We start from the raw sequence: 20,695 nt of genomic DNA, 5'->3' as shown, positions 1-20,695 counted from the left end.
GAAACCGCCATAGTCTTGGTGAAAGCGGCCGGGTGGGTGCGGCCGCCGTCGGGGGTCCGGCAGGACCGGGCACAGGGAGCGAGGCGAGCCGGTGAGCAGCGAGGCGATCATGACGGACCGCGGCTGCGACTGCGGCGGCCCGCGGCTGTCCGGCCAACTGCCCGACCTGCGGCTGCAGTCCGTGGTCGAGCTGGCCCAGGACATGGCCCGCGCGCTCACCCCGCTGGAGGCCGTCCGGGCCGCCGCCGCCCGCGCCACCGAGGCACTCGGGGCGACCATGGCGGCCGTCTCCGTCTGGGACCGCGAATCCGGCCGGCTCCGGGTCCTGGTCAACCACGGGGAGCTCGCGCCCGGCGAGGAGGAACTGCCCGAGGACGAGTCCTACCCCGTCGCCGACTTCCCCGAGATCGTCACCTATCTGGAGGAGCGCTGGACCACCGGGCGCCTCCCTCGGGCCTGGCTGCAGACCGCCGAGAACGCCGAACCGCACGCCGGGCACGCCCACCCCACCGCCGGCGCGTACTGCCAGGAACGCGCCGCGGCGCTGCGCCGGCGAGGCCGCGCCTGCTGCGTGGTCGCCCCGATCGTCCTGCACGGGCAGGCCTGGGGCGAGCTGTACCTGGCCCGCAGCGTCGGGAAGCCCGGGTTCGTCGCCGCCGACACCGACTACGCGACCCTGCTCGCGGCCCAGATCTCGGCCGGCCTCGCCCAGACCGAACGCCTCGCCGACCTGCGCAAACTCGCCTTCTCCGACCCGCTCACCGGCCTCGCCAACCGGCGCGCCGTCGACGCCCGGCTGGAGAGCGCCCTCACGGCGCACAACCGGGACAACACCGTGGTCTCGCTCGTCGTCTGCGACGTCAACGGCCTCAAGCGGGTCAACGACCAGCTCGGCCACGAAATGGGCGACCGGCTGCTCGAACGGTTCGCCCACCAGCTCTCGGTCGCCGCGGCCAAACTCCCCGGCAGCCTCGCCGCCCGCCTCGGCGGCGACGAGTTCTGCCTGCTCGCCGAGGGGCAGAAGGCCGACGAGGTCGTCGCCGTCGCCGAGGAGCTCTGCGCCCGGGCCCTGGCCCTGTCCGAAGGCGAGGGCGTCGCCTGCGGCGTCGCCTCCACCGGCGACTCCATCGGCCCGGTCACCACCCCAGACCGGCTCTTCCGGCTCGCCGACGCCGCCCAGTACCGGGCCAAGGCCGCCCGGGCCGCCCACCCCGTCGTCGCCGGGCGCAGCCACGGCCCCGGCTTCTCGCCCGACCCCACCGTGCTGCTCGCCGACGCCGCCGACCCGCACCACCGGGCCGACGGACGCGCCCGCCCGGGCCGGGCCGGGGCGGGCGACCGGCGGCGCTTCCGGGGCGCCGCGCACAGCGCCGACCCGGGCCAGCTGCTCACCGCCGTCCTCGCGGCCCTCGACCAGGCCGCCGCCGCCCGGGCCGTCCACCCCGCCGACACCCTCGGCAAGCTCGTCGTCGTCGCCGAGGCCTCCGCCCGGCTGCTCGACGCCGTCGGCTGGTGGGTCTCCTACGTCCCGCCCGGCTCCCACCTCATGCGCACCGCCCAGCACGCCGTCTACCGGATGACCAGCGGCCCCAGCAGCACCCGCGCCGAGACCCAGCGGGCCCAGATCGAGGCCCCGGACGCCGTCTTCGACCTGCGCCACTACCCGATGACCCGCCGCGCCGTCCGCGGCGGCGCCTTCGCCCTGCGCGCCGGCGCGGCCGGCAACGACCCGGCCGAGGAGGCCATGCTGGTCGTCTCCGGCTACCGCGGCATGGTCGCCGCCGGCGGCCAGAACCCGGCCGGCGGCTGGCTCGTCGAACTCTTCGCCGACGACGCCACCCTGCCGCTGGGCCAGGCCGCCTTCGCCATGCGCGCCCTGGTGGCCGTCGCCCTGGCGGGCGCGGCCTCGCCCCCGGTGGTGTGAGGCCGGGGGAGGCTGGTCGGCGCGGTCAGGCCGGCCCGAGGGCGCGCAGGACCGCCTCGACCAGGCGGTCGGCGTAGGCGGGGTCGAGCGGGCCGAGCCGGTAGAGCCAGCGGTAGTGGAGCGGGCCGTAGAGGAGTTCGAGGGCGAGGTCGAGGTCCGCGGCGGGGGCGAGCTGGCCGGCCTCGCGGGCGCTGTGCAGGCGGGCGCGGGTGACGTCGAGGAGTGGGTTCAGCAGGCGGGTGCGGTACTCGGCGTACAGGGCCGGGTCGTTGAGCATCTCGGCGGTGATGGCGCGGTAGCTGCGGTCGAGGGCGGGGTCGGTGAGCTCGGCGGTGGTGGGGCGCAGGACGGTTCGCAGGTCGGCGGCGAGGTCGCCGGTGTCGGGGAGGTCGAGGCCGCCCTCGTGCTCGTTGGTGGCGAGGAAGGCGTCGAAGACGACGGCGCCCTTGGACGGCCACCAGCGGTAGATGGTCTGCTTGCCGACGCCGGCCCGGGCGGCGATCGCCTCGATGGTGAGCTTGCCGAAGCCGACCTCGGCGACGAGTTCGGAGGCGGCGGCGAGGACGGCGGCGCGGGAGCGTTCGCTGCGGCGGGCGGGATCGGGGGCGGTTCTGTGGGCCATGGCGGAAATTCTAAGCGAAGTGGCGAGACGGTACGTATCGTCTTGACGCGGCGTCGGATCCGGGATCATGCTGGAGGGGCGCCAGCGAGACGGACCGTCTCGTCTTGTTCTGAACCCTGGAGGCCCCATGACCCGCTCCGCCCACCCCGCCCACATCCTGATGGTCTCGGTCCCGGCCCACGGGCACGTCAACCCCAGCCTCGCCGTGATCGCCGAACTGGTCGCCCGGGGCCACCGGGTCAGCTACGTCAACGACGCCTCCTTCGCCGAGGCCGTCGAGTCCACCGGTGCCCGCCTCGTCCCGTACCCGACGCGGCTGCCGCTCGCCGACGACCCGAGCGGGTGGCCGGAGGACCCGGTGGCGATCCAGGAGGTGTTCCTGGACGACGCCCTCGCGATGCACCCCGTCCTGCTGGAGGCCTTCGCGGACGACCGCCCCGACCTGGTGCTCCACGACATCGCGGGCTTCGCCGGGCGGGCGCTCGGCGAGCGGCTGGGCGTGCCGGTGGTGCAGCTGTCGCCCACCTACGTCGGCTGGGAGGGCTTCGAGCAGGACATGGCGGAGGTGTACGAGGCGATCCGCAACGGGCCCGGCGGCGCCGAGCACCACCGGCGGTTCGCCGACTGGCTGGCCGAGGCCGGGGCGGTGGAACGCGACGTGGACGCCTTCAAGGGCCGCCCGGTGCGGGCCGTCGCCCTGATCCCGCGCGCCCTGCAGCCCAACGCGGACCGGGTCGACGAGCGGCGCGTCAGCTTCGTCGGGCCGTGCTTCGGCGACCGCGCCCATCAGGGGGAGTGGTGGCGGCCGGCTGCCGCCGAGAAGGTGCTGCTGGTCTCGCTCGGCTCGGCCTTCACCCACCAGCCCGCGTTCTACCGGGCCTGCGTCCAGGCCTTCGGCGACCTGCCCGGCTGGCACACGGTGCTCCAGGTCGGCGCGCACACCGACCTGGCCGACCTGGGCGAGGTGCCGGACACCGTCGAGGTGCACCGGTGGGTGCCGCAACTGTCGGTGCTCGCGCAGGCGGACGCCTTCGTCACCCACGCGGGCATGGGCGGCTCCAGCGAGGGGCTGTACCACGGCGTGCCGATGATCGCCGTGCCGCAGGCCGCAGACCAGTACGCCAACGCGGACGCGCTGGTGGGGCTCGGCGTCGCCCGCCGCCTGGACACCGGGGAGGCCACCCCGGAGGCGCTGCGCGGCGCGCTGCTGGAGCTGGTCGGCGACCCGGCGGTGGCCGAGCGGTTGAAGGCGCTGGCCGCCGCCGGCCGGGCCGAGGGCGGCACCGCCCGCGCGGCGGACCTGATCGAGGCCGAGCTCAGGGGGTGACCGGCACGGCGGGGGAGGACGTGGCGGGGGAGGGCGCGGTGATCCGGTCCGGCCGGGTGTAGACGTTCGCGCCCTCCCCGCGCAGGAAGCCGACCAGGGTCAGGCCCAGCTCCTCCGCGAGGTCCACCGCGAGCGAGGACGGCGCCGAGACGGCCGCCAGCAGCGGGACGCCCGCCAGCGCGGCCTTCTGGGTCAGCTCGAACGAGGCCCGGCCGCTCACCAGCAGGACGTGCCCGGTCAGCGGCAGCCTGCCCTCGCGCAGCGCCCAGCCGACCACCTTGTCCACCGCGTTGTGCCGCCCGACGTCCTCGCGGGCGCAGAGCAGTTCGCCGGTGGCGGCGTCGAACAGGCCGGCCGCGTGCAGGCCGCCGGTGGACTCGAAGGTGCGCTGGGCGGCCCGCAGCCGGTCCGGCAGGCCGTACAGCAGGGACGGCGGGACGGTGAGCGGGTCCTCGCCCACCGGGTGGCGGACGTGAGTGCGGACGGCGTCCACGGTGTCCCGGCCGCACAGGCCGCAGGCGCTGGTGGTGAGCAGGTTGCGGTGCGCGGACAGCGGCAGCGCGCGGGCGGCGCCGCGCAGGGTGGCGTCGACGACGTTGTAGGTGTTGGCGCCGGCTTCGTCCGTCCCGGCGCAGTACCGCAGGGCGGCGAGTTCCTCGGAGGTGTGCACCAGCCCCTCGCCGACCAGGAACCCGGCTACCAGGTCGAAGTCCTGCCCGGGGGTGCGCATGGTGACGGTCAGCGGCTCGCCGCCGAGCCGGATCTCCAGCGGCTCCTCCGCCGCCAGCGAGTCCGGCCGCACCCCGCGCTCGTCCCCCCGCAGCCGCACCACCCGGCGCCGTGCTGTCGCCCGCGTCATCGCCCTGCCACCTCCGTGCGTGTCCGTGGGCACCAGCGTGCGGCACGGGGCGGGCCGGGGGAAAGTCCTGCCGGCCGGTACGGGGCGTGCGATCGTGGCCGTTCCGGATGGCGACCACCTGTTGTCATATCTTCATTCACCTGATGTGATGGTGTATATGGATATGCACAGTGCTGTGGCCCCCGACGCTCCGCTGGTCCAGGTTGGCAAGGCCGACGTCAGCGCCGAGGACGTGCTGGCCGTCGCCCGGGGGAACGCCCGGGTCGAGATAGGCCCCGACGCGCTCGCCGAGATGGCGACGGCGCGGGCACGGATCGACGCCCTCGCGGCCGAACCGCGCCCCGTCTACGGCGTGTCGACCGGATTCGGCGCGCTCGCCGTCCGGCACATCAGCCCCGAACTGCGGGCGCAGCTCCAGCGGTCGCTGGTGCGCTCGCACGCGGCCGGGATGGGACCGGCCGTCGAGCGCGAGGTCGTCCGGGCACTCGTCTTCCTGCGGATGAAGACGCTGGCCTCCGGCCGGACCGGGGTGCGCCCGCTGGTCGCGCAGACCATGGCCGCCCTGCTCAACGCGGGCATCACCCCGGTGGTCCGGGAGTTCGGCTCGCTCGGCTGCTCCGGCGACCTCGCGCCGCTGTCGCACTGCGCGCTGGTCCTGATGGGCGAGGGCGTGGCCACCGGCCCGGACGGCGTGGAGAAGCCCGCCGCCGAACTGCTCGCCGCCGCCGGCATCGAGCCCGTCGAACTGCTGGAGAAGGAGGGCCTGGCCCTCATCAACGGCACCGACGGCATGCTCGGCATGCTGGTGATGGCCATCGCCGACCTGCAACGGCTGTACACCACCGCCGACATCACCGCCGCGATGACCCTGGAGGCGCTGCTCGGCACCGACAAGGTGCTCGCCCCCGAACTGCACGCCCCGATCCGCCCCCACCCGGGCCAGGCGCTGAGCGCCGCCAACATGCTGGCCGTCCTCAAGGACTCCGGCCTCACCGGCCACCACCAGGACGACGCGCCGCGGGTCCAGGACGCCTACTCGATCCGCTGCGCCCCGCAGGTGGCCGGCGCCGGCCGGGACACCCTCGCCCACGCCCAGCTGGTCGCCTCCCGCGAGCTGGCCGCCTCGGTCGACAACCCGGTGGTGCTGCCGGACGGCCGGGTGGAGTCCAACGGCAACTTCCACGGCGCCCCGGTCGCGTACGTGCTGGACTTCCTCGCCATCGCCGCCGCCGACCTGGGCTCGATCTCCGAGCGCCGCACCGACCGACTGCTCGACAAGGCCCGCTCGCACGGCCTGCCGGCCTTCCTGGCCGACGACCCCGGCGTGGACTCCGGCCTGATGATCGCCCAGTACACCCAGGCGGCGCTGGTCAGCGAGAACAAGCGGCTCGCCGTCCCGGCCTCGGTCGACTCGATCCCGTCCTCCGCGATGCAGGAGGACCACGTGTCGATGGGCTGGTCCGCCGCCCGCAAGCTGCGCCAGGCCGTCGACAACCTCGGCCGGATCCTCGCCGTCGAACTCACCGCCGCCGCCCGCGCCCTGGAGATCCGCCAGCAGGCCGACGGCGCGGGCCGGACGGCCCCGGCCACCGCGGCCGCCATGGCCGCCGCCCGGGAGGCGGGGGTCGGCGGCGCGGGCCGCGACCGCTTCCTCTCGCCGGACCTGGAGGCGGCGGCCGCGCTGGTCGCCTCCGGGGAGCTGGTGCGGGCGGTGGAGCGGGTCACCGGGCCGCTGGCCTGAGCCGGTGTGACCTGGTGTGACCTGGTGTGACCTGGTGAGATCGGTGCGTTCGGTGCGTTCGGTGCGTTCGGCGTGACGGGCCGTCGGGTCCGGTGCGGGCGGCGGGGCTCAGTCCCAGTCGTCCCGGGACCGGGACCGCGGCTCGTCCCGGTCCCGGCGGTTGCCGAACGCGGCGGCGAAGTTGACCCCGACGATGCCCGCCCAACTGACGATCAGGCCGATGAAGCCGCCGCTCTGCGGGCTGGCCGCGATCGCGGTCAGCGGGATGCCGAGGACCAGCGAGATCACCGCAAGCCGGTTGCCGGGGAGGCCGAGCCCCGGCCCCGGGCGGTGCGGTCGGCGCCGGTGCGCGGGCTCGTAGTCGTCCATCCGCTCGGCCACCCGGCGCTCGACCCGGGCGTCCAACCGGGCGTCCAGGCGGCTCAGGAACGAGTCGACCAGCTCCGGCTCGTACTCCTTGCCGAGTTCCTTGCGAGCGTGCAGGGCGGCGTCGAGGTCGCGCCGCAGGTCGTCCTGGCGAGTGTCCATGGGACCAGCCTGGGCCCGCGCCGGGGCGCGGTCCATCCGTCGGTGGGGGAATCCGGGCGGGTTCAGGGAGAATTCAGGGTTACCCCGAGCTCCCACCCGCTCGGGCCGTCTCACCCGGCGTCCCGCCGTACGAGACGTCTTTGCCAGGCGCGACGCACTGCTGCACAGTCGTCGTCCGAATCGCTCGCATCCGGAGGTACCGCTGATGACCGCCACCGACGAGGCCGGCACGGTCGGCCCCTCCGCCCGGCTGCTCCAGCTGTTCGAAGGCCACCGACTGACCCCGACCCAGCGGCGGATCGCGCACTCGCTGGTCCGGCACGCCACCGAGGCGCCGTTCCTCTCCAGCGTCGAGGTCGCCGAACTCGCCGGCGTCAGCCAACCGTCCGTCACCCGCTTCGCGGTCGCCCTCGGCTACGACGGCTACCCGGCGCTGCGCAAGCAGCTGCGCGAACTCGGCGCGGGCGAGACCGCCGCGCCGGAGACCCCCGACGACGCGGTGCGCAACGAGCACCAGCAGGCCGTGCTCGCCGAGATCGCCCACCTGCGCCACCTCGCCGAACTCCTCGCCGACCCCGAGCCGATCACCCGCGCCGCCCGGCTGCTCGCCGCCTCCCGCCCGCTGCCGGTGCTCGGCCTGCGGGCCGCCTCCGCGCAGGCGCGCGGCTTCGCCTACTTCGCCGCCAAGGTGCACCCGGACATCCGCCTCCTCGACGAGGGCGGCAGCATGCTCGCCGACCGGCTGGAACAGGCCGCCGCGGCCGGGGCCACCGCGCTGCTCTGCTTCGCGCTGCCGCGCTACCCGCGGGAGCTGATGGACGCACTGGTGGTGGCCCGCGAGTGCGGGCTGACGGTGCTGACCGTCGCCGACAGCGCCTTCGCGCCGGTCGCCAAGCTCTCCGACCTGATGCTGCCGGCCGCCGTCGGCACCGGGCTGGTCTTCGACACCGCGTGCGCGCCGATGATGCTCGGCCGGGTGCTGTTGCAGCGCATGTGTGACGAACTCCCGGGCGCGGAGGCCAGGTTGGAGGCCATCGAGCAGTCCGCCGCGGCACGTGGCCTGTTTTTGGAGTAGACACGGCGGGGAGTAGCCGTCACGAACCCGGGCATCCCCTACAGCAGGGGGTGCCGCCCATGCGCGTGATCCACGAGATGAAGTTCGTCGCCCGCCTGGCCTCGGGTGTCGACGAATGGTCCTGCCCCACCTGCGGACGCCGTGTCACCCTGCGGCGCCTGCCCGATCCCGAACTGACCGTCCTCGACCCGGGAGACGAGTCCGCCGTGCACGTCGGCGTCATCGAACCCGACGCCCGCACCGCCGCCGCGGCCGCCGAGAAGTACGGCCTCGGCCCGGTCCAGAACATCCCCCGCCCGCCGACCCCGCCCGCCCCCGACGCCGCCGACCGCCGCTGGCTCGCCGAGATCGGCATCGACTGGGATGGTGACGCCGCGGCCTGACTCAGGCGCGGGGTGCGTACGGCGGCAGTGCGGAGGTGTCCAGTTCGGCGGGCAGCGGCGCGGGCAGCGGGACGGGCAGCGGGACGGGCTCGCCGTACTTGCCGTGCAGCACGCCCTGGTACTCGCCGTCGTGGGGGTGGGTGCGAAGCGTCCAGACACCCTTGCGGGGGTCGACCGCGAGGAATGCTGGTTCTCCCCCCGCGCGGGTAGGACGACCAGGTCGGGCGTCGCGTAGTCGTCCTCGTCGCCTGGAAAGGCGATGGATGCCGCCTCGTAGGCCCCGAGGCCGGGCAGTCGTGATCCGATCCGTTCGCGCAGCTGCCGCACGGTGCCGGCGTGCTTGCCCCGGCGGGGCGGAGACAGCAGCAGGGCGCCTCCGATGATCTCGACCCGCAGTCCGGTGCTCTGCTCGATCGCTTCTGCTGCGTGGCGGAGCTTGCCGGGGAGTAGGGGGATGGTCGCCATGGTGTCCTCTGCTGACCCGAGTGGCTGGTGTTTCCGGCCTCAGGGTACGGCTGGCGGGCGTACCGGCGCGGGCGCTGATCGGATGGGTTCGGGGTCTGGTCGGGAGGTGATTGTTTGGATATATTCAGTCGAGCTGAATCTGAATGAATCCATCCGCAGGGAGGCCAGGACATGGTGCAGCAGGCGAGCGGGCCGCGTGAGGTCAGGGCGGCGCGGGGGACGGGGCTGACGGCGCAGGGGTGGCAGCAGGAGGCGGCCCTGCGGATGCTGATGAACAACCTCGACCCGGAGGTCGCCGAGCACCCGTCGAAGCTGGTCGTGTACGGCGGGACGGGCAAGGCGGCGCGGGACTGGCGTTCGTTCGACGCCATGGTGAGGACGCTGGAGGGGCTGAAGCAGGACGAGACCATGCTGGTCCAGTCCGGGCGGCCGGTCGGCGTCATGCAGACCCACGAGTGGGCGCCGCGGGTGCTGATCGCCAACTCCAACCTGGTCGGCGACTGGGCCAACTGGGAGGAGTTCCGCCGGCTGGAGAGCCTCGGGCTCACCATGTACGGGCAGATGACCGCCGGCTCGTGGATCTACATCGGCACCCAGGGCATCCTGCAAGGCACCTACGAGACCTTCTCGGCCGTCGCCAACAAGCGGTTCAACGGGACGCTGGAAGGCACCATCACCCTCACCGCCGGCCTCGGCGGGATGGGCGGCGCCCAGCCGCTGGCCGTCACCATGAACGGCGGCGTGGCGATCTGCATCGACTGCGACCCGTCCCGGATCGCCCGCCGGATCGAGCACCGCTACCTGGACGTCGAGGCCAAGGACCTCGGGCACGCGCTGGAGCTGGCCACCGCCGCCCGCGACAAGCGGCAGCCGCTGTCCATCGGCGTGCTGGGCAACGCCGCCGAGCTGGTCCCGCAGCTGCTCGCGATGGACGCGCCCATCGACATCGTCACCGACCAGACCAGCGCCCACGACCCGCTCGCCTACCTGCCGGTGGGCGTCGCCTTCGACGACATGGCGGACTACGCGGCGGCCAAGCCCGCCGAGTTCACCCAGCGGGCCCGCGAGTCGATGGCCCGGCACGTCGAGGCGATGGTCGGCTTCCAGGACGCGGGCGCCGAGGTCTTCGACTACGGCAACTCGATCCGCGGCGAGGCCCAACTGGCCGGTTACGACCGTGCGTTCGCCTTCCCCGGATTCGTCCCCGCGTACATCCGGCCGCTGTTCTGCGAGGGCAAGGGCCCGTTCCGCTGGGCGGCGCTGTCCGGCGACCCGCAGGACATCCACAAGACCGACAAGGCCGTCCTCGACCTCTTCCCGGAGAACGAGTCGCTGCACCGCTGGATCAAGATGGCCCAGGAGAAGGTGCACTTCCAGGGCCTGCCCGCGCGGATCTGCTGGCTCGGCTACGGCGAGCGCGACAAGGCCGGCGAGCGCTTCAACGACATGGTCGCCTCCGGCGAGCTGTCCGCGCCGATCGTGATCGGCCGCGACCACCTCGACTGCGGCTCGGTCGCCTCCCCGTACCGGGAGACCGAGGCGATGCTGGACGGCTCGGACGCGATCGCCGACTGGCCGCTGCTCAACGCCATGGTCAACGTGGCCTCCGGCGCGTCCTGGGTCTCCATCCACCACGGCGGCGGCGTCGGCATCGGCCGCTCGATCCACGCCGGCCAGGTCACCGTCGCCGACGGCACCGCGCTGGCCGGCGAGAAGATCCGCCGGGTGCTCACCAACGACCCGGGCATGGGCGTGATCCGGCACGTGGACGCCGGCTACGACCGGGCCACCGAGGTCGCCGCCGAGCGCGGGGTCCGCGTCCCGATGGGTGAGCTGTGACGTCCTCGTTCGAAGAGATGTGGGCGGAGCTGCTCCCCGTGGGCCGCTCCGCCGCCTCCGGCGGCTACCGCCGCTTCGCCTGGAACTCCGCCGACGCCGAGTGCCGGGCCTGGTTCGAGCAGCAGGCCCGTGACCGCGGCCTCGCCTACGAGCTGGACCGCAACGGCAACCAGTGGGCCTGGCTGGGCGATCCGAACGCGGGCGGGGCGGTCGTCACCGGCTCGCACCTGGACTCCGTCCCGGACGGCGGCGCCTTCGACGGCCCGCTCGGCGTGGTCTCCTCCTTCGCGGCCCTGGACGAACTCCGCGCACGCGGGGCCGAGTTCACCCGTCCGTTGGCGATCACCAACTTCGGCGACGAGGAGGGTGCCCGGTTCGGCGTGGCCTGCATCGGCTCCCGCCTGTCCGCCGGCGTGCTGTCCCGCGAGGCCGCGTACGAGCTGCGCGACGCCGACGGCGTCCGGCTGCCCGACGCGATGGAGCGGGCCGGCTACGACCCGGGCGCGATCGGCGCGGACGACGACCGGCTGGCCCGGATCGGCGCCTTCGTCGAACTCCACGTCGAGCAGGGCCGCCTCCTCGCCGAGGACCGGCCGGTCGGCGTGGCCAGCGCGATCTGGCCGCACGGCCGCTGGCGGTTCGACTTCCACGGCGAGGCCAACCACGCCGGCACCACCCGGATCGAGGACCGCCGCGACCCGATGCTGACGTACGCCAACACCGTGCTCGCGGCCCGCAAGAAGGCCCGGCAGGCGGGCGCGCTGGCCACCTTCGGCAAGGTCGCGGTCGAACCCAACGGCACCAACGCGATCGCCTCGCTGGTACGCGGCTGGCTGGACTCCCGGGCCGCCGACGAGGCGACGCTCACCGCGCTGGTCGAGGAGATCGAGCAGGCCGCCGCCGAGCGCGGCGGGCGCGACGGCGTCCGGGTCGAGCTGACCCGCGAGTCCTACACCCCGGTGGTGGACTTCGACGGCCCGCTGCGCGACCGGCTCGCCAAGCTGCTGGACGCCCCGGTGCTGCCCACCGGCGCCGGACACGACGCCGGGATCCTGGCGTCGGCCGTCCCGACCGCCATGCTGTTCGTGCGCAACCCCAGCGGGGTGTCGCACTCCCCGGCCGAGCACGCCGAGGAGGCCGACTGCCTGGCCGGGGTCGCCGCCCTCGCCGACGTACTGGAGGACCTGGCGTGTCGCTGAGCCCGTTGACCTCGGGGACCGAGCCGGTGGCGTACTGGGCGCAGCACGCCTGGCTGCCGTACGACAACGGGCCGGTGGTCGAGCCGGACGTGCTGATCACCGTCGGCCCCGGCGGCCGGATCACCGCGGTGACCCCGGACAGCGGGCCCTGCCCGCCCGGGGCCGTCCGCCTCGACGGGCTGCTGCTGCCCGGCCAGGCCAACGCCCACTCGCACGCCTTCCACCGGGCGCTGCGCGGCCACGTCCAGGTCGGCTCCGGCACCTTCTGGACCTGGCGCGACACCATGTACCGGTTCGCCGGGGCGCTCGACCCGGACCGCTACCTGGCGCTCGCCACCGCCGTCTACGCCGAGATGGCGCTGGCCGGGGTCACCGCCGTCGGCGAGTTCCACTACCTGCACCACGCCCCCGGCGGCGCCCGCTACGACGATCCCAACGCGATGGGCGAGGCGCTGATCGAGGCCGCCGCCCGGGCCGGCATCCGGATCACCCTGCTCGACACCTGCTACCTGTCCGCCGGCTTCGGCGCCGAGCCGACCAGGCCGCAGCAGCGGTTCAGCGACGGCGACGCCGAGGCCTGGGCGGTGAGGGCGGACGCGCTCAAGCCCCGCGAGCACGCCCGGATCGGCGCCGCCGTCCACTCGGTGCGGGCCGTCCCGGCCGAGCAACTGGGCACCGTCGCGCAGTGGGCGGCGGTGCGCGAGGCGCCGCTGCACGTCCACCTGTCCGAACAGACCGCCGAGAACGACGCCTGCCTCGCCGCGCACGGCGTCACCCCGACCCGGCTGCTCGCCGACCACGGCGTGCTCGGCCCGCGCACCTCGGCCGTGCACGCCACCCACCTCACCGACGAGGACGTTCGGCTCCTCACCGACACCTCCACCACCATCTGCATGTGCCCCACCACCGAGCGGGACCTCGCGGACGGCATCGGCCCGGCCCGCCGGCTCGCCTCGGCGGGCTGCCCGGTCACCCTGGGCAGCGACAGCCACGCCGTCATCGACCCGTTCGAGGAGGCCCGCGCCCTGGAGCTGAACGAGCGGCTGCGCACCCGCACCCGCGGGCACTGGACGGCCAACCTCCTGCTGCGGGCCGGCACCGAGGACGGGCACGCCTCGCTCGGCTGGCCGGAGGCCGGGCGGGTCGAGGCCGGCGCGCTCGCCGACTTCACGGTGATCGCCCTGGACTCGGTGCGCACCGCGGGCCCGCCGCCCCGCCTCGGCGCCGAGACCGCCGTCTTCGCGGCCTCGGCGGCCGACGTGCGGCACGTCGTGGTCGGCGGCCGGCAGATCGTCCGGGACGGCGTGCACCAGCTCGTCGCGGACGTGCCGGGCGCGCTGCGGGACGCGATCGGCGCCCTGGACCACTGAGTCGTTCTCCAACTTCCCCCGGAAGGCTTCGTCTTGAGCAGCAGGACCACCTTGATCACGGGCATCGGCAGCCTGGTCACCAACGACCCCGGGCACGGCACCGGGCCGCTCGGCCTGCTCACCGACGCGGCCGTGGTGCTGGACGGCGGCACCGTCGCCTGGGTCGGCCCGGCGGCGCAGGCCCCGGCCGCGGACGAGCGCTTCGACGCCGAGGGGCGGGCGCTGCTGCCCGGCTTCGTCGACTCGCACGCCCACCTGGTGTTCGCGGGCGACCGGACCGCCGAGTTCAACGCCCGGATGTCCGGGCAGTCCTACTCGGCGGGCGGCATCCGCACCACGGTGGCGGCCACCCGGGCCGCGAGCGACGCCGAACTCGACGCCAACCTGGCCCGGTTCGTCCGGGAGGCGCTGCGGCAGGGCACCACCACGATCGAGTGCAAGTCCGGCTACGGGCTGACCGTCGCCGACGAGGCGCGGGCGCTGCGGATCGCGGCCCAGCACACGCCGGAGACGACGTACCTGGGCGCGCACGTGGTCGCGCCCGAGTACGCCGAGGACCCGGCCGGGTACGTCGACCTGGTCACCGGCGAGATGCTGGACGCCTGCGCCCCGCACGCCCGCTGGGTGGACGTGTTCTGCGAGCAGGGCGCCTTCGACGGCGACCAGGCGCGGGCTGTTCTGACGGCGGGGATCGAGAAGGGCCTCACGCCGCGAGTGCACGCCAACCAGCTCACGTACGGGCCCGGCGTGCAGCTCGCGGTGGAGCTGGGGGCCGCTTCGGCGGACCACTGCACCCACCTGACGGACGAGGACGTGGCGGCGCTGGCGGGGTCGGCGACGGTCGCGACGCTGCTGCCGGGTGCGGAGTTCTCCACCCGCGCCGAGTACCCGAGCGGGCGGCGGCTGCTCGACGCGGGGGCCGTGGTGGCACTCTCCACCGACTGCAACCCGGGCTCCAGCTTCACCAGTTCGATGGCGTTCTGCATCGCGGTCGCGGTCCGGGAGATGGGCATGACCCCGGACGAGGCGGTCTGGGCGGCGACAGCGGGCGGTGCGCACGCGCTGCGTCGCGGCGACGTCGGGACGGTCGCGGTCGGCTCCCGGGCGGACCTGCTGCTGCTGGACGCGCCCTCGCACGTCCACCTGGCCTACCGCCCGGGCGTGCCACTGACGGCGGCGGTCTGGCGCGCGGGCGTCCGGGAGGTCTGAGCCCGGGGACCGTAGACGGCCCCCGTGCCCCCGGGGGCCGTCCTGCTCAGGTGGCGGCGGAAGGGCCAGCAGGCCCCGATGCCAACTTCTCCCGGGGTCATCAGGGCTGACGGTAGGCGCAGACAAGCAGGGTGTCGGCAGCGCGTGCACCCGGTACGGCAGGAGGGAGCCGGTCGACACTGATCTTCGTGAACCCCGACTCGTCCAACAGCTTCGTCCAGACGGTCTCCTGGAGAACCCAGCGGCGCATGGTTGCCGGGGCGCCGTCCGTGGTGCGGGCCGGAACGTCGGCGTGCTGGACGTCCGGTTCAGCGGGGGCACCACCGAGGTAGTGGCCCAGAGTGGAGGCGGCCAGCAGTCCGCCGGGTCGAAGGGCGCGGGCAGCGGCCGGAAGCAGTCGGCGGGGGTCGGCGAAGTCGAGGCTGCCGAACACGGAGTAGAGCACGTCGTACTCGTCTGGATGCTCCTCCAGGTGCGCGGTCGCGTCGGCGCGTACCGTGCGCAGGTGCGGTGCGAGGTGGCCGTAGAGGTCGCAGGCCATCGCGTGCTGCGCGGGGGAGGCATCGACGGCATCGACCCGAGCCGGAGCGTAGTGGGTGACGAGGTGGGCGGCATGACGGGCGGCGCCCGCGCCGAGGTCGGCCACGACGAGGCCGGTGAAGTCCCCCAGCACCTCGACTCCTGGCCCGCCGTCCTGGGCCCAGACCCAGTGGAAGGCGCCGGGGACGGTCCGCTCCGTGTCGGCGCGGGCGCGGCCGTAGTGGTGCCAGAGGTCCGGCGCGACAGCTTGGGTACGAGAGGGGGTGGTCGTCACCCGGGTCATCCTCGCGCCCGGTGTGCGCCGGCGCAGGGGTTCGGGTGAACTCCACCCTTCCGGGTCGCGGTGGCCCCGGACTGAGCCTGGGGCCACCGCAACTATCCCGTCAGTGCGAGTCGTTGCCGGGGTGGCAGGGGCTGCACTTGGCGGCATCCGCCCACAGCGGCAGGTCCACGTCCCAACCGTCCGCTGCGATGAGCTGGGCGGTGCGCAGCACGGTGCCGTCGTCCTTGTACTCGACCTGTCAGCCGAAGCGCAGGACCTGGGTGCTGCCACCGGCCAAGACACGCTCGTAGTCGCACTCACCGTTGAGCGAGCGGTAGTTGATGACCGGATCGCCGGCTCGTACGAGGGTGGTCGCGCATCCGAGGCACCAGGGCTGTGGCGGGTGTACGTCGAGATCCTCGATCACTGCGGGAGCAGAGCACTGCGTGCAGTCCGCCATCGGATCCTCCCCGGGGTCAGGCCCAGGTGGAGCCGCACGCGGTGCAGCCCCATCGGCCGTCCATGGTCTGGTAGGTGGCGCTCGATCCGCAGACCGGGCAGGCGCGGGCACTCGGCTCGTCGGCCCGCTCCAGCAGGGTACTGGGCGTCGGGGCGGTGGCGGGTTCAGTCTCGGTGACGGGCTTGTCGAGCAGGACGCTGCTCATGACGTCTCCCTCAGGATGGAGTGGCAGAAGTGCGCCGGCCGGGCGTCACCCAGGAAACCCGGCTGCGGGTCCAGACACGGATGCCGCCGGGGGCTCCCGCATGCCGTGTGCGTGCCCCGCACACCTCGTGCACGCCCTGCCTGGGGGCGCTGTCCTGTCGATACGGTGGACACTCCGCGCAGTCGAAAGGCAACGCCATGTCACGGCAACGTCAGCTCGGGGCGGTCATCAGGGCCGCTCGGTGTGCGCGGCGTATGACTCAGACCCAGCTGGGCCGGGCGTGTGGCTACTCCGCGTCCGCGATCAGCCGGGTTGAGGCGGGCGCGCTCCGGCCGGCCGAGCAGGCGCTTCTGCGGATCGCCCAGACGTTGGACCTGCCTCTTGACGCCATTGGGCTGGGCCGACCGGCTACGCTGGCACGGGATGTGACCCTGGATCAGGAGGACGCCATGCTCCGCAGGCAGCTGCTCGTGGCCGGCATGGCGGCAGCTGGGGTGTCCGCGCTTCCCTCCGCCTCGGTTGCTGCCGCGCGTCCGGACGCGTCGGCCCGGATCGTTGGGGCCCTGTACGAACCCGAACCGTCCGCACCCATGTCGTTGCAGCAGATCAAGGCGTCGCTGACCTCGGCGCGCGCACATTTCACGGCGGCGCGCTACCAGAACCTCAGCGACTTCCTGCCCGGTTTGTTGGGCTCGGCGCACGCGACCCGTGAGGCCTTGTCCGGCCGGTCCCGTGAGGAGGCCCATGCCTGTGTAGCCCGCGCCTGGGTGCTGGCGACGGAGCTCGCGCTGAAAGCTCACTCCGATGTCGCGTGGCCGGCAGCGGACCGGGCTTTGGCGGCGGCCCAGGCCAGCGGAGACCCGGTGGTGCACGGAGAGGCGGCTCGGGTTCTGGCGATCACGATGCGGCGTTCCGGACGCCCGGCCGCCGCCGTCGATCTCCTGCGTCGCACCGCACACTCGCTCTCGCAGGGCCAAGGCGACGTGTCCGGGGCTGTGGCGGCGACCCTGCTGATGACGGCCGCCTACACGGCTGCATGCGGACAGCGCCGAGGTGCGGCCCTCGACCTCATGGCGGGTGCCGAGGACGCCGTCGACCGTTTGACCAGCGCCAGGTTCCTGCCTGGCTCCCCGCTGTTCACGGTCGACGCCACCAGCGCCCAGGTGGACCTGTACTGGATCGGTGTACACACGGCGCTGGGCACCCCCGACGAGGGCGTGCCGTATGCGGCGCGGATCGCGCCAGGCCAGCTGCCGACCGCTGAGCGCCGGGCTCGGTACGGCACGGACTGTGCGCGCATGTGGCACCGCCTCGGCGCCCACCGCAAGACGTTCACGTTGCTGCGGTTCACCGAGCAGGTCGCCCCGGAGGAGGTGCGCCGGCCTGCTCTGCGGGCGCTCACAGCGGACCTGCTGTACGCGCCGGTCACGGTGCCCGGCGTGCGGGAGCTTGCGGCGCGCACAGGCGTCGCATAGGGATGACGGCCCCTGCGGGGTGGACGCTGGTGGCGAAATCGATCAGCGGCGTCCGGCGGCAACGGTCAAGAGTGCATCCTCTGGCCGCAGGTGGAACCCGGCTCTGCCAGCTTGGCCGCATCCTCTCTACCGGCGGCCTCTTGCGGGGAGCAAGAGGCCGCCGGAACGATTCGTTCAGGGGGCGGTGGTGAGGTGGTCGAACTCGCCGGCCTTGGCGCCCCGGAGGAAGTCGGCGAGCTTGAGGCGGGTGGTGCGGACGATGACGTCGCCCTCATCGGACTCCCGGAGTTCGACCAGCCCGTCAAGCGCACGTATCTCGACGCAGTTGTTGGCCGCTTCACTGAAGCTGGACTTCTGCCACTCGGTGCTATTCATACTTGCCGTTCATTTCCTTCGTGATCGAGCGAATAAGATCTCGCGACTCGCGTTCCGGGAGCGCGACAGCTTCGATGCGCTCAAAGATTGCGCGGTAGCCCGCCAGTTGGGCGGGCGAGTCGAAGATGTGGGACCCGTGCGACGAGTCAGCCTGGACCGTGTCCAGCTCGGGCACTGGTCCCTCCGCATAGATCAGATTCTCACTGGGGCCAGGGAAGTCGGCCGTAGCAAAGGGCACGACTCGCAGTGAGACGCCGGGAAGATGGGAGTCGCTGACGAGTGCATCGAGCTGGTCTCTGAGCACCACAGGCCCGCCGTACTGGATGCGCAACGCCGCCTCGTGGATGAGCGCCATGTAAGGCGTTTCGCCGGACCGGATGATCTGTTGTCTCCGTAGGCGGAAGTTCACTCGGCGGCCGATCTCGCGATCCGGGAGAGGGGTGAAACCGCTCGCGAACACCGCAGTCGCATACGAGTTCGTCTGAAGTAGTCCCGGGATGATGCCAATGGTGAAGCTCTTGAGTCTCTTCGCGTGACCTTCGATTTCTGCCACATCGATCGGGGCGGCCGCGAGTGCCGCTCGATACTCGTCCCACCAGGCCGAGTCTCGCTCCCTGGCCATGTCGGCAAGCGCTTCGACCAAGGGCGCATTGGCGCACATGCAGGCCTCTGCGATCTCGTGCAGACGCGCCACGGTGACGGCTGATTTCCCGATCTCCATCTGACTCACCAGGGCGGGAGTCACGCCGAGTAGACGGGCGAGGTGGCTGCCGCCGAAGCCGACTTGCTCTCTCATCCTTCGCAGTTCGGCGCCGAGTCGTCGCTGACGGAGGGTGGGGACTCGAAGGGGCATGGCGTCCTCTCTGCCGGTGCAGAGGCCAGTGTGCCGCGCCGGGCGCCTGTGGATCCATCCGGACTTCTTCCCTCGTGAGGAGGAACCTTCTCCCGTTTGGCTTTAATTAAAGAGCGGATGCGCTACTGTCGTTTCTGGCTTGATCCGACGGATCGTCAGTAATGCCTGCATGCACGGCAGTAGGCGCCTGCTGCCCGCACGCCGAAGAGCAGACGCCGCCTCGGCCTGGCTCACGGCGACGACCGTCACCACCTCTCCCCACGCCACAGCCTCACGGAGGTTCCCGTGTGCACCCGTAACACCCCCTCGCTCACCCTCTCCCGGCAGGCCCTGCGGGACGCCATGACCCGCAGCGGCTGGGACGCCGACGCCATCTTCAACGCCGAACTCGCCCTCTGCGAGCTCATCGTCAACGCCTGGCGGCACGGCGACACCCCCGCGCCCGTCGTCTGGTTCTCCGTCCTCGGCCGCACCCTCCGGGTCACCGTCTCCGACGAGAGCGACGCCCTCCCCCGGCAGCGAACCCCCGCCGATTTCGCCGAGTCCGGCCGGGGCCTCCAGCTCGTCGCCGGGCTCACCCGCCGCTGGGGCGTCGACCCGCAGAAGCGTGGCAAAACCATCTGGTACGAGCTGGAGCTGGACTCCCTCGCGTGACCCGCGACCCCGTCGTTCCGGAGGACTCCCGGATGCGCGACTACACCAAGCCCCACATCATGGACCTCCTGGGCGAGTTGCACAGGCGCGGCCTGCCGCACGGGCTCCTCTGGGGATCCGCCTCGCCCGGCGAAACGACCCTCGACGGCCGCATCCTGATCGACTTCGGGAATGCGCCGGTCAGCACTCTGCTCAACCTCCTCCACCTGCTCCGCGACCTGGACGATGACGACGAGGGGTGGCGCCAGTGAAGCTCTTCATCGGCGCGATCCTCCTCGCCCTCCTCGCCCTCGCGATCGCCACCGTAGCCCTCGGCGTCCTCGCGACCCTCAAGATGCCCCGCCCCGAGGAGCGCGACGAGCAGCGCTGAAACACGCGAAGGCCCTCGCCCACCCAGGGCGAGGGTCGCGCGGTTGCCCGCTCTGCGTCAGTCCGCCTGAAGCTCCTTCGCCACCTGCTCCGCCAACACGCGGGCGCCCTCAAGGCGCGGGTCCTCGGGATGCGCGTACGGCCCGAGGATCTTCGCCGCGACGAACAAGGTCATCAGCTTGCCGTCCCGGCTCGCGAAGTCGCCGCTCCGCTCGACGCGAACGCGATCGGCCAGCGCCGGTACGGCAAGCGACGCCGCCCACAGGGTGGCAGCGTCCAGGCCACGTGGGGCCATGCCCCAGTCCTCCCAGTCGAAGAGGCAGAACTCGGGCGCTGTCACGTTCGCCCAGTTCAGGTCCGCGTGCGCCGGACACCACCCGCTCACCGTGGCATCGACGTCCGGGAACACCTGACGGATCGTCTGAGCCACCAGCTCCTGGGTGATGGTCTCCGTGTCCGGCGTGGCGATCCGATTCGTCCGCTGGCCGGCGAGCGCATCGAGAGAGGCGTTCAGCTCCGACCACCATCCGGGCGGCAGCCGGGGCTCCTCGGCCACGACTGCGGACCCCGCTGGGGTGGATGGCAGCAGTTCGGTCTCGTCGGCCCGCCACATCACCGGCTCGGCCTCGTCCCGCCAGGCGAGGCCGGCCAGCCACGCGGGCTTCGCGATACCGTGCAGGGCCTCGGCGGAGGGGGTGCCGTCCCCGCCCTGGGCGCCGATCCGGTCGAGCCCCCGCCGCTCGATGCGTACCCACGTGCCACGCGCCGTGCCTGCTCCCACGGATCGGCGTTTGCGGACCACCGCTGCCCTGTCGAGTCGCGTCCCCAAGGCCGTCTCGACACGTCCCAGCACCTCGTCCACCGGTACCCGGCGCAGATCCGTCATCGGGCAACGGTAGCGATGCCCGGCGGGGTCGGAGCCGCTCCCCAAGGCCTGGTCCACAGGCAGATCGGCTTTCCT

The 20,695-nt window shown here is 73.2% G+C and carries 21 protein-coding genes and 1 pseudogene; 13 read left to right on the top strand and 9 right to left on the bottom strand.

Annotated features, from left to right (window positions below):
- Positions 1 to 109 precede the first annotated feature (109 nt).
- Positions 110 to 1,342, top strand: a pseudogene (locus ACIP37_RS29030) (diguanylate cyclase domain-containing protein); the annotation flags it as partial.
- A 607-nt stretch (positions 1,343 to 1,949) separates the two neighbouring features.
- Here the strand turns inward: ACIP37_RS29030 and ACIP37_RS29025 are convergent.
- Complete coding sequence (locus ACIP37_RS29025; protein ID WP_400844713.1) at positions 1,950 to 2,546, bottom strand: TetR/AcrR family transcriptional regulator; 597 nt, start codon at positions 2,544 to 2,546, stop codon at positions 1,950 to 1,952.
- A gap of 127 nt (positions 2,547 to 2,673) precedes the next feature.
- Between ACIP37_RS29025 and ACIP37_RS29020 the strand changes: the two genes are divergently transcribed.
- Positions 2,674 to 3,873, top strand: a complete 1,200-nt coding sequence (locus ACIP37_RS29020; protein ID WP_400844709.1) for a macrolide family glycosyltransferase — start codon at positions 2,674 to 2,676, stop codon at positions 3,871 to 3,873.
- On the opposite strand, the gene fdhD is transcribed toward ACIP37_RS29020, so the two are convergent.
- Positions 3,863 to 4,732, bottom strand: coding sequence for a formate dehydrogenase accessory sulfurtransferase FdhD (gene fdhD, locus ACIP37_RS29015; protein ID WP_400844707.1), 870 nt, complete (start codon positions 4,730 to 4,732; stop codon positions 3,863 to 3,865). The two genes, ACIP37_RS29020 and fdhD, sit on opposite strands and share 11 nt — an antisense overlap.
- 157 nt (positions 4,733 to 4,889) lie before the next feature.
- On the opposite strand from fdhD, the gene hutH reads away from it, so the two are divergent.
- The gene (hutH, locus tag ACIP37_RS29010) at positions 4,890 to 6,473 is read left to right on the top strand and encodes a histidine ammonia-lyase (protein WP_363588067.1); all 1,584 of its coding nucleotides are present in this window, start codon (positions 4,890 to 4,892) and stop codon (positions 6,471 to 6,473) included.
- A 108-nt stretch (positions 6,474 to 6,581) separates the two neighbouring features.
- Here the strand turns inward: hutH and ACIP37_RS29005 are convergent, their stop codons facing one another.
- A complete protein-coding gene (locus ACIP37_RS29005) occupies positions 6,582 to 7,001 on the bottom strand; it encodes a hypothetical protein (protein ID WP_363588065.1) in 420 nt (139 codons plus the stop codon).
- A 205-nt stretch (positions 7,002 to 7,206) separates the two neighbouring features.
- On the opposite strand from ACIP37_RS29005, the gene ACIP37_RS29000 reads away from it, so the two are divergent.
- From ACIP37_RS29000 to hutI, 6 genes are all read left to right on the top strand, one after another.
- Positions 7,207 to 8,076 carry a MurR/RpiR family transcriptional regulator gene (locus ACIP37_RS29000; RefSeq protein ID WP_363588063.1) on the top strand — a complete coding sequence of 290 codons (870 nt, stop codon included), beginning with the start codon at positions 7,207 to 7,209 and terminating at the stop codon, positions 8,074 to 8,076.
- 59 nt (positions 8,077 to 8,135) lie between these two features.
- Complete coding sequence (locus tag ACIP37_RS28995) at positions 8,136 to 8,459, top strand: hypothetical protein (RefSeq protein WP_363588061.1); 324 nt, start codon at positions 8,136 to 8,138, stop codon at positions 8,457 to 8,459.
- A gap of 636 nt (positions 8,460 to 9,095) precedes the next feature.
- Entirely contained in the window at positions 9,096 to 10,763 is a 1,668-nt protein-coding gene (hutU, locus tag ACIP37_RS28990) for a urocanate hydratase (protein WP_363588055.1), read from the top strand.
- A 17-nt stretch (positions 10,764 to 10,780) separates the two neighbouring features.
- The gene (locus ACIP37_RS28985; protein ID WP_363588085.1) at positions 10,781 to 11,962 is read left to right on the top strand and encodes an allantoate amidohydrolase; all 1,182 of its coding nucleotides are present in this window, start codon (positions 10,781 to 10,783) and stop codon (positions 11,960 to 11,962) included.
- Positions 11,953 to 13,332 (top strand): formimidoylglutamate deiminase, encoded by a 1,380-nt coding sequence (locus ACIP37_RS28980; RefSeq protein WP_400811333.1) that lies wholly within the window; start codon positions 11,953 to 11,955, stop codon positions 13,330 to 13,332. Before ACIP37_RS28985 ends, ACIP37_RS28980 begins: the two co-directional genes overlap by 10 nt.
- Positions 13,333 to 13,365: 33 nt before the next feature.
- A complete protein-coding gene (gene hutI, locus ACIP37_RS28975; protein ID WP_400811335.1) occupies positions 13,366 to 14,541 on the top strand; it encodes an imidazolonepropionase in 1,176 nt (391 codons plus the stop codon).
- A 100-nt stretch (positions 14,542 to 14,641) separates the two neighbouring features.
- Here hutI and ACIP37_RS28970 read toward each other — a convergent pair whose 3' ends face one another.
- The 3 genes from ACIP37_RS28970 to ACIP37_RS28960 form a co-directional block, all read right to left on the bottom strand.
- Positions 14,642 to 15,364: a class I SAM-dependent methyltransferase gene (locus tag ACIP37_RS28970; RefSeq protein ID WP_400811336.1), complete on the bottom strand. Its 723-nt coding sequence runs from the start codon at positions 15,362 to 15,364 to the stop codon at positions 14,642 to 14,644.
- A 238-nt stretch (positions 15,365 to 15,602) separates the two neighbouring features.
- Positions 15,603 to 15,770, bottom strand: a complete 168-nt coding sequence (locus ACIP37_RS28965; protein ID WP_363588048.1) for a hypothetical protein — start codon at positions 15,768 to 15,770, stop codon at positions 15,603 to 15,605.
- Between the two features lie 49 nt (positions 15,771 to 15,819).
- The gene (locus tag ACIP37_RS28960) at positions 15,820 to 16,008 is read right to left on the bottom strand and encodes a transposase (RefSeq protein ID WP_363624643.1); all 189 of its coding nucleotides are present in this window, start codon (positions 16,006 to 16,008) and stop codon (positions 15,820 to 15,822) included.
- Positions 16,009 to 16,262: 254 nt separating this feature from the next.
- Between ACIP37_RS28960 and ACIP37_RS28955 the strand changes: the two genes are divergently transcribed.
- Positions 16,263 to 17,483, top strand: a complete 1,221-nt coding sequence (locus tag ACIP37_RS28955; RefSeq protein ID WP_400811340.1) for a helix-turn-helix domain-containing protein — start codon at positions 16,263 to 16,265, stop codon at positions 17,481 to 17,483.
- Between the two features lie 174 nt (positions 17,484 to 17,657).
- Here the strand turns inward: ACIP37_RS28955 and ACIP37_RS28950 are convergent, their stop codons facing one another.
- Positions 17,658 to 17,858 (bottom strand): DUF397 domain-containing protein, encoded by a 201-nt coding sequence (locus tag ACIP37_RS28950; protein WP_363624647.1) that lies wholly within the window; start codon positions 17,856 to 17,858, stop codon positions 17,658 to 17,660.
- Complete coding sequence (locus tag ACIP37_RS28945; protein ID WP_363624649.1) at positions 17,851 to 18,711, bottom strand: helix-turn-helix transcriptional regulator; 861 nt, start codon at positions 18,709 to 18,711, stop codon at positions 17,851 to 17,853. The genes ACIP37_RS28950 and ACIP37_RS28945 overlap by 8 nt, the downstream gene beginning before the upstream one ends.
- A gap of 285 nt (positions 18,712 to 18,996) precedes the next feature.
- Here ACIP37_RS28945 and ACIP37_RS28940 point away from each other — a divergent pair, with 285 nt between their 5' ends.
- From ACIP37_RS28940 to ACIP37_RS28930, 3 genes are read left to right on the top strand one after another with little or no spacing between them, the layout of a single operon-like run.
- Complete coding sequence (locus ACIP37_RS28940) at positions 18,997 to 19,365, top strand: ATP-binding protein (RefSeq protein ID WP_350877349.1); 369 nt, start codon at positions 18,997 to 18,999, stop codon at positions 19,363 to 19,365.
- The gene (locus ACIP37_RS28935; RefSeq protein WP_363588041.1) at positions 19,362 to 19,616 is read left to right on the top strand and encodes a hypothetical protein; all 255 of its coding nucleotides are present in this window, start codon (positions 19,362 to 19,364) and stop codon (positions 19,614 to 19,616) included. Before ACIP37_RS28940 ends, ACIP37_RS28935 begins: the two co-directional genes overlap by 4 nt.
- Positions 19,613 to 19,735, top strand: coding sequence for a hypothetical protein (locus ACIP37_RS28930; protein WP_363588040.1), 123 nt, complete (start codon positions 19,613 to 19,615; stop codon positions 19,733 to 19,735). The genes ACIP37_RS28935 and ACIP37_RS28930 overlap by 4 nt, the downstream gene beginning before the upstream one ends.
- Before the next feature lie 57 nt (positions 19,736 to 19,792).
- On the opposite strand, the gene ACIP37_RS28925 is transcribed toward ACIP37_RS28930, so the two are convergent.
- Positions 19,793 to 20,620, bottom strand: a complete 828-nt coding sequence (locus tag ACIP37_RS28925; protein WP_363588038.1) for a hypothetical protein — start codon at positions 20,618 to 20,620, stop codon at positions 19,793 to 19,795.
- Positions 20,621 to 20,695: the final 75 nt, after the last annotated feature.

Origin of the sequence: Kitasatospora sp. NPDC088861 (genome assembly GCF_044750105.1) — a bacterium.
Classification (GTDB): domain Bacteria; phylum Actinomycetota; class Actinomycetes; order Streptomycetales; family Streptomycetaceae; genus Kitasatospora.
The sequence above is the reverse complement of the archived record's forward strand: the minus strand, read 5'-3'. Positions and strand labels throughout refer to the sequence as shown.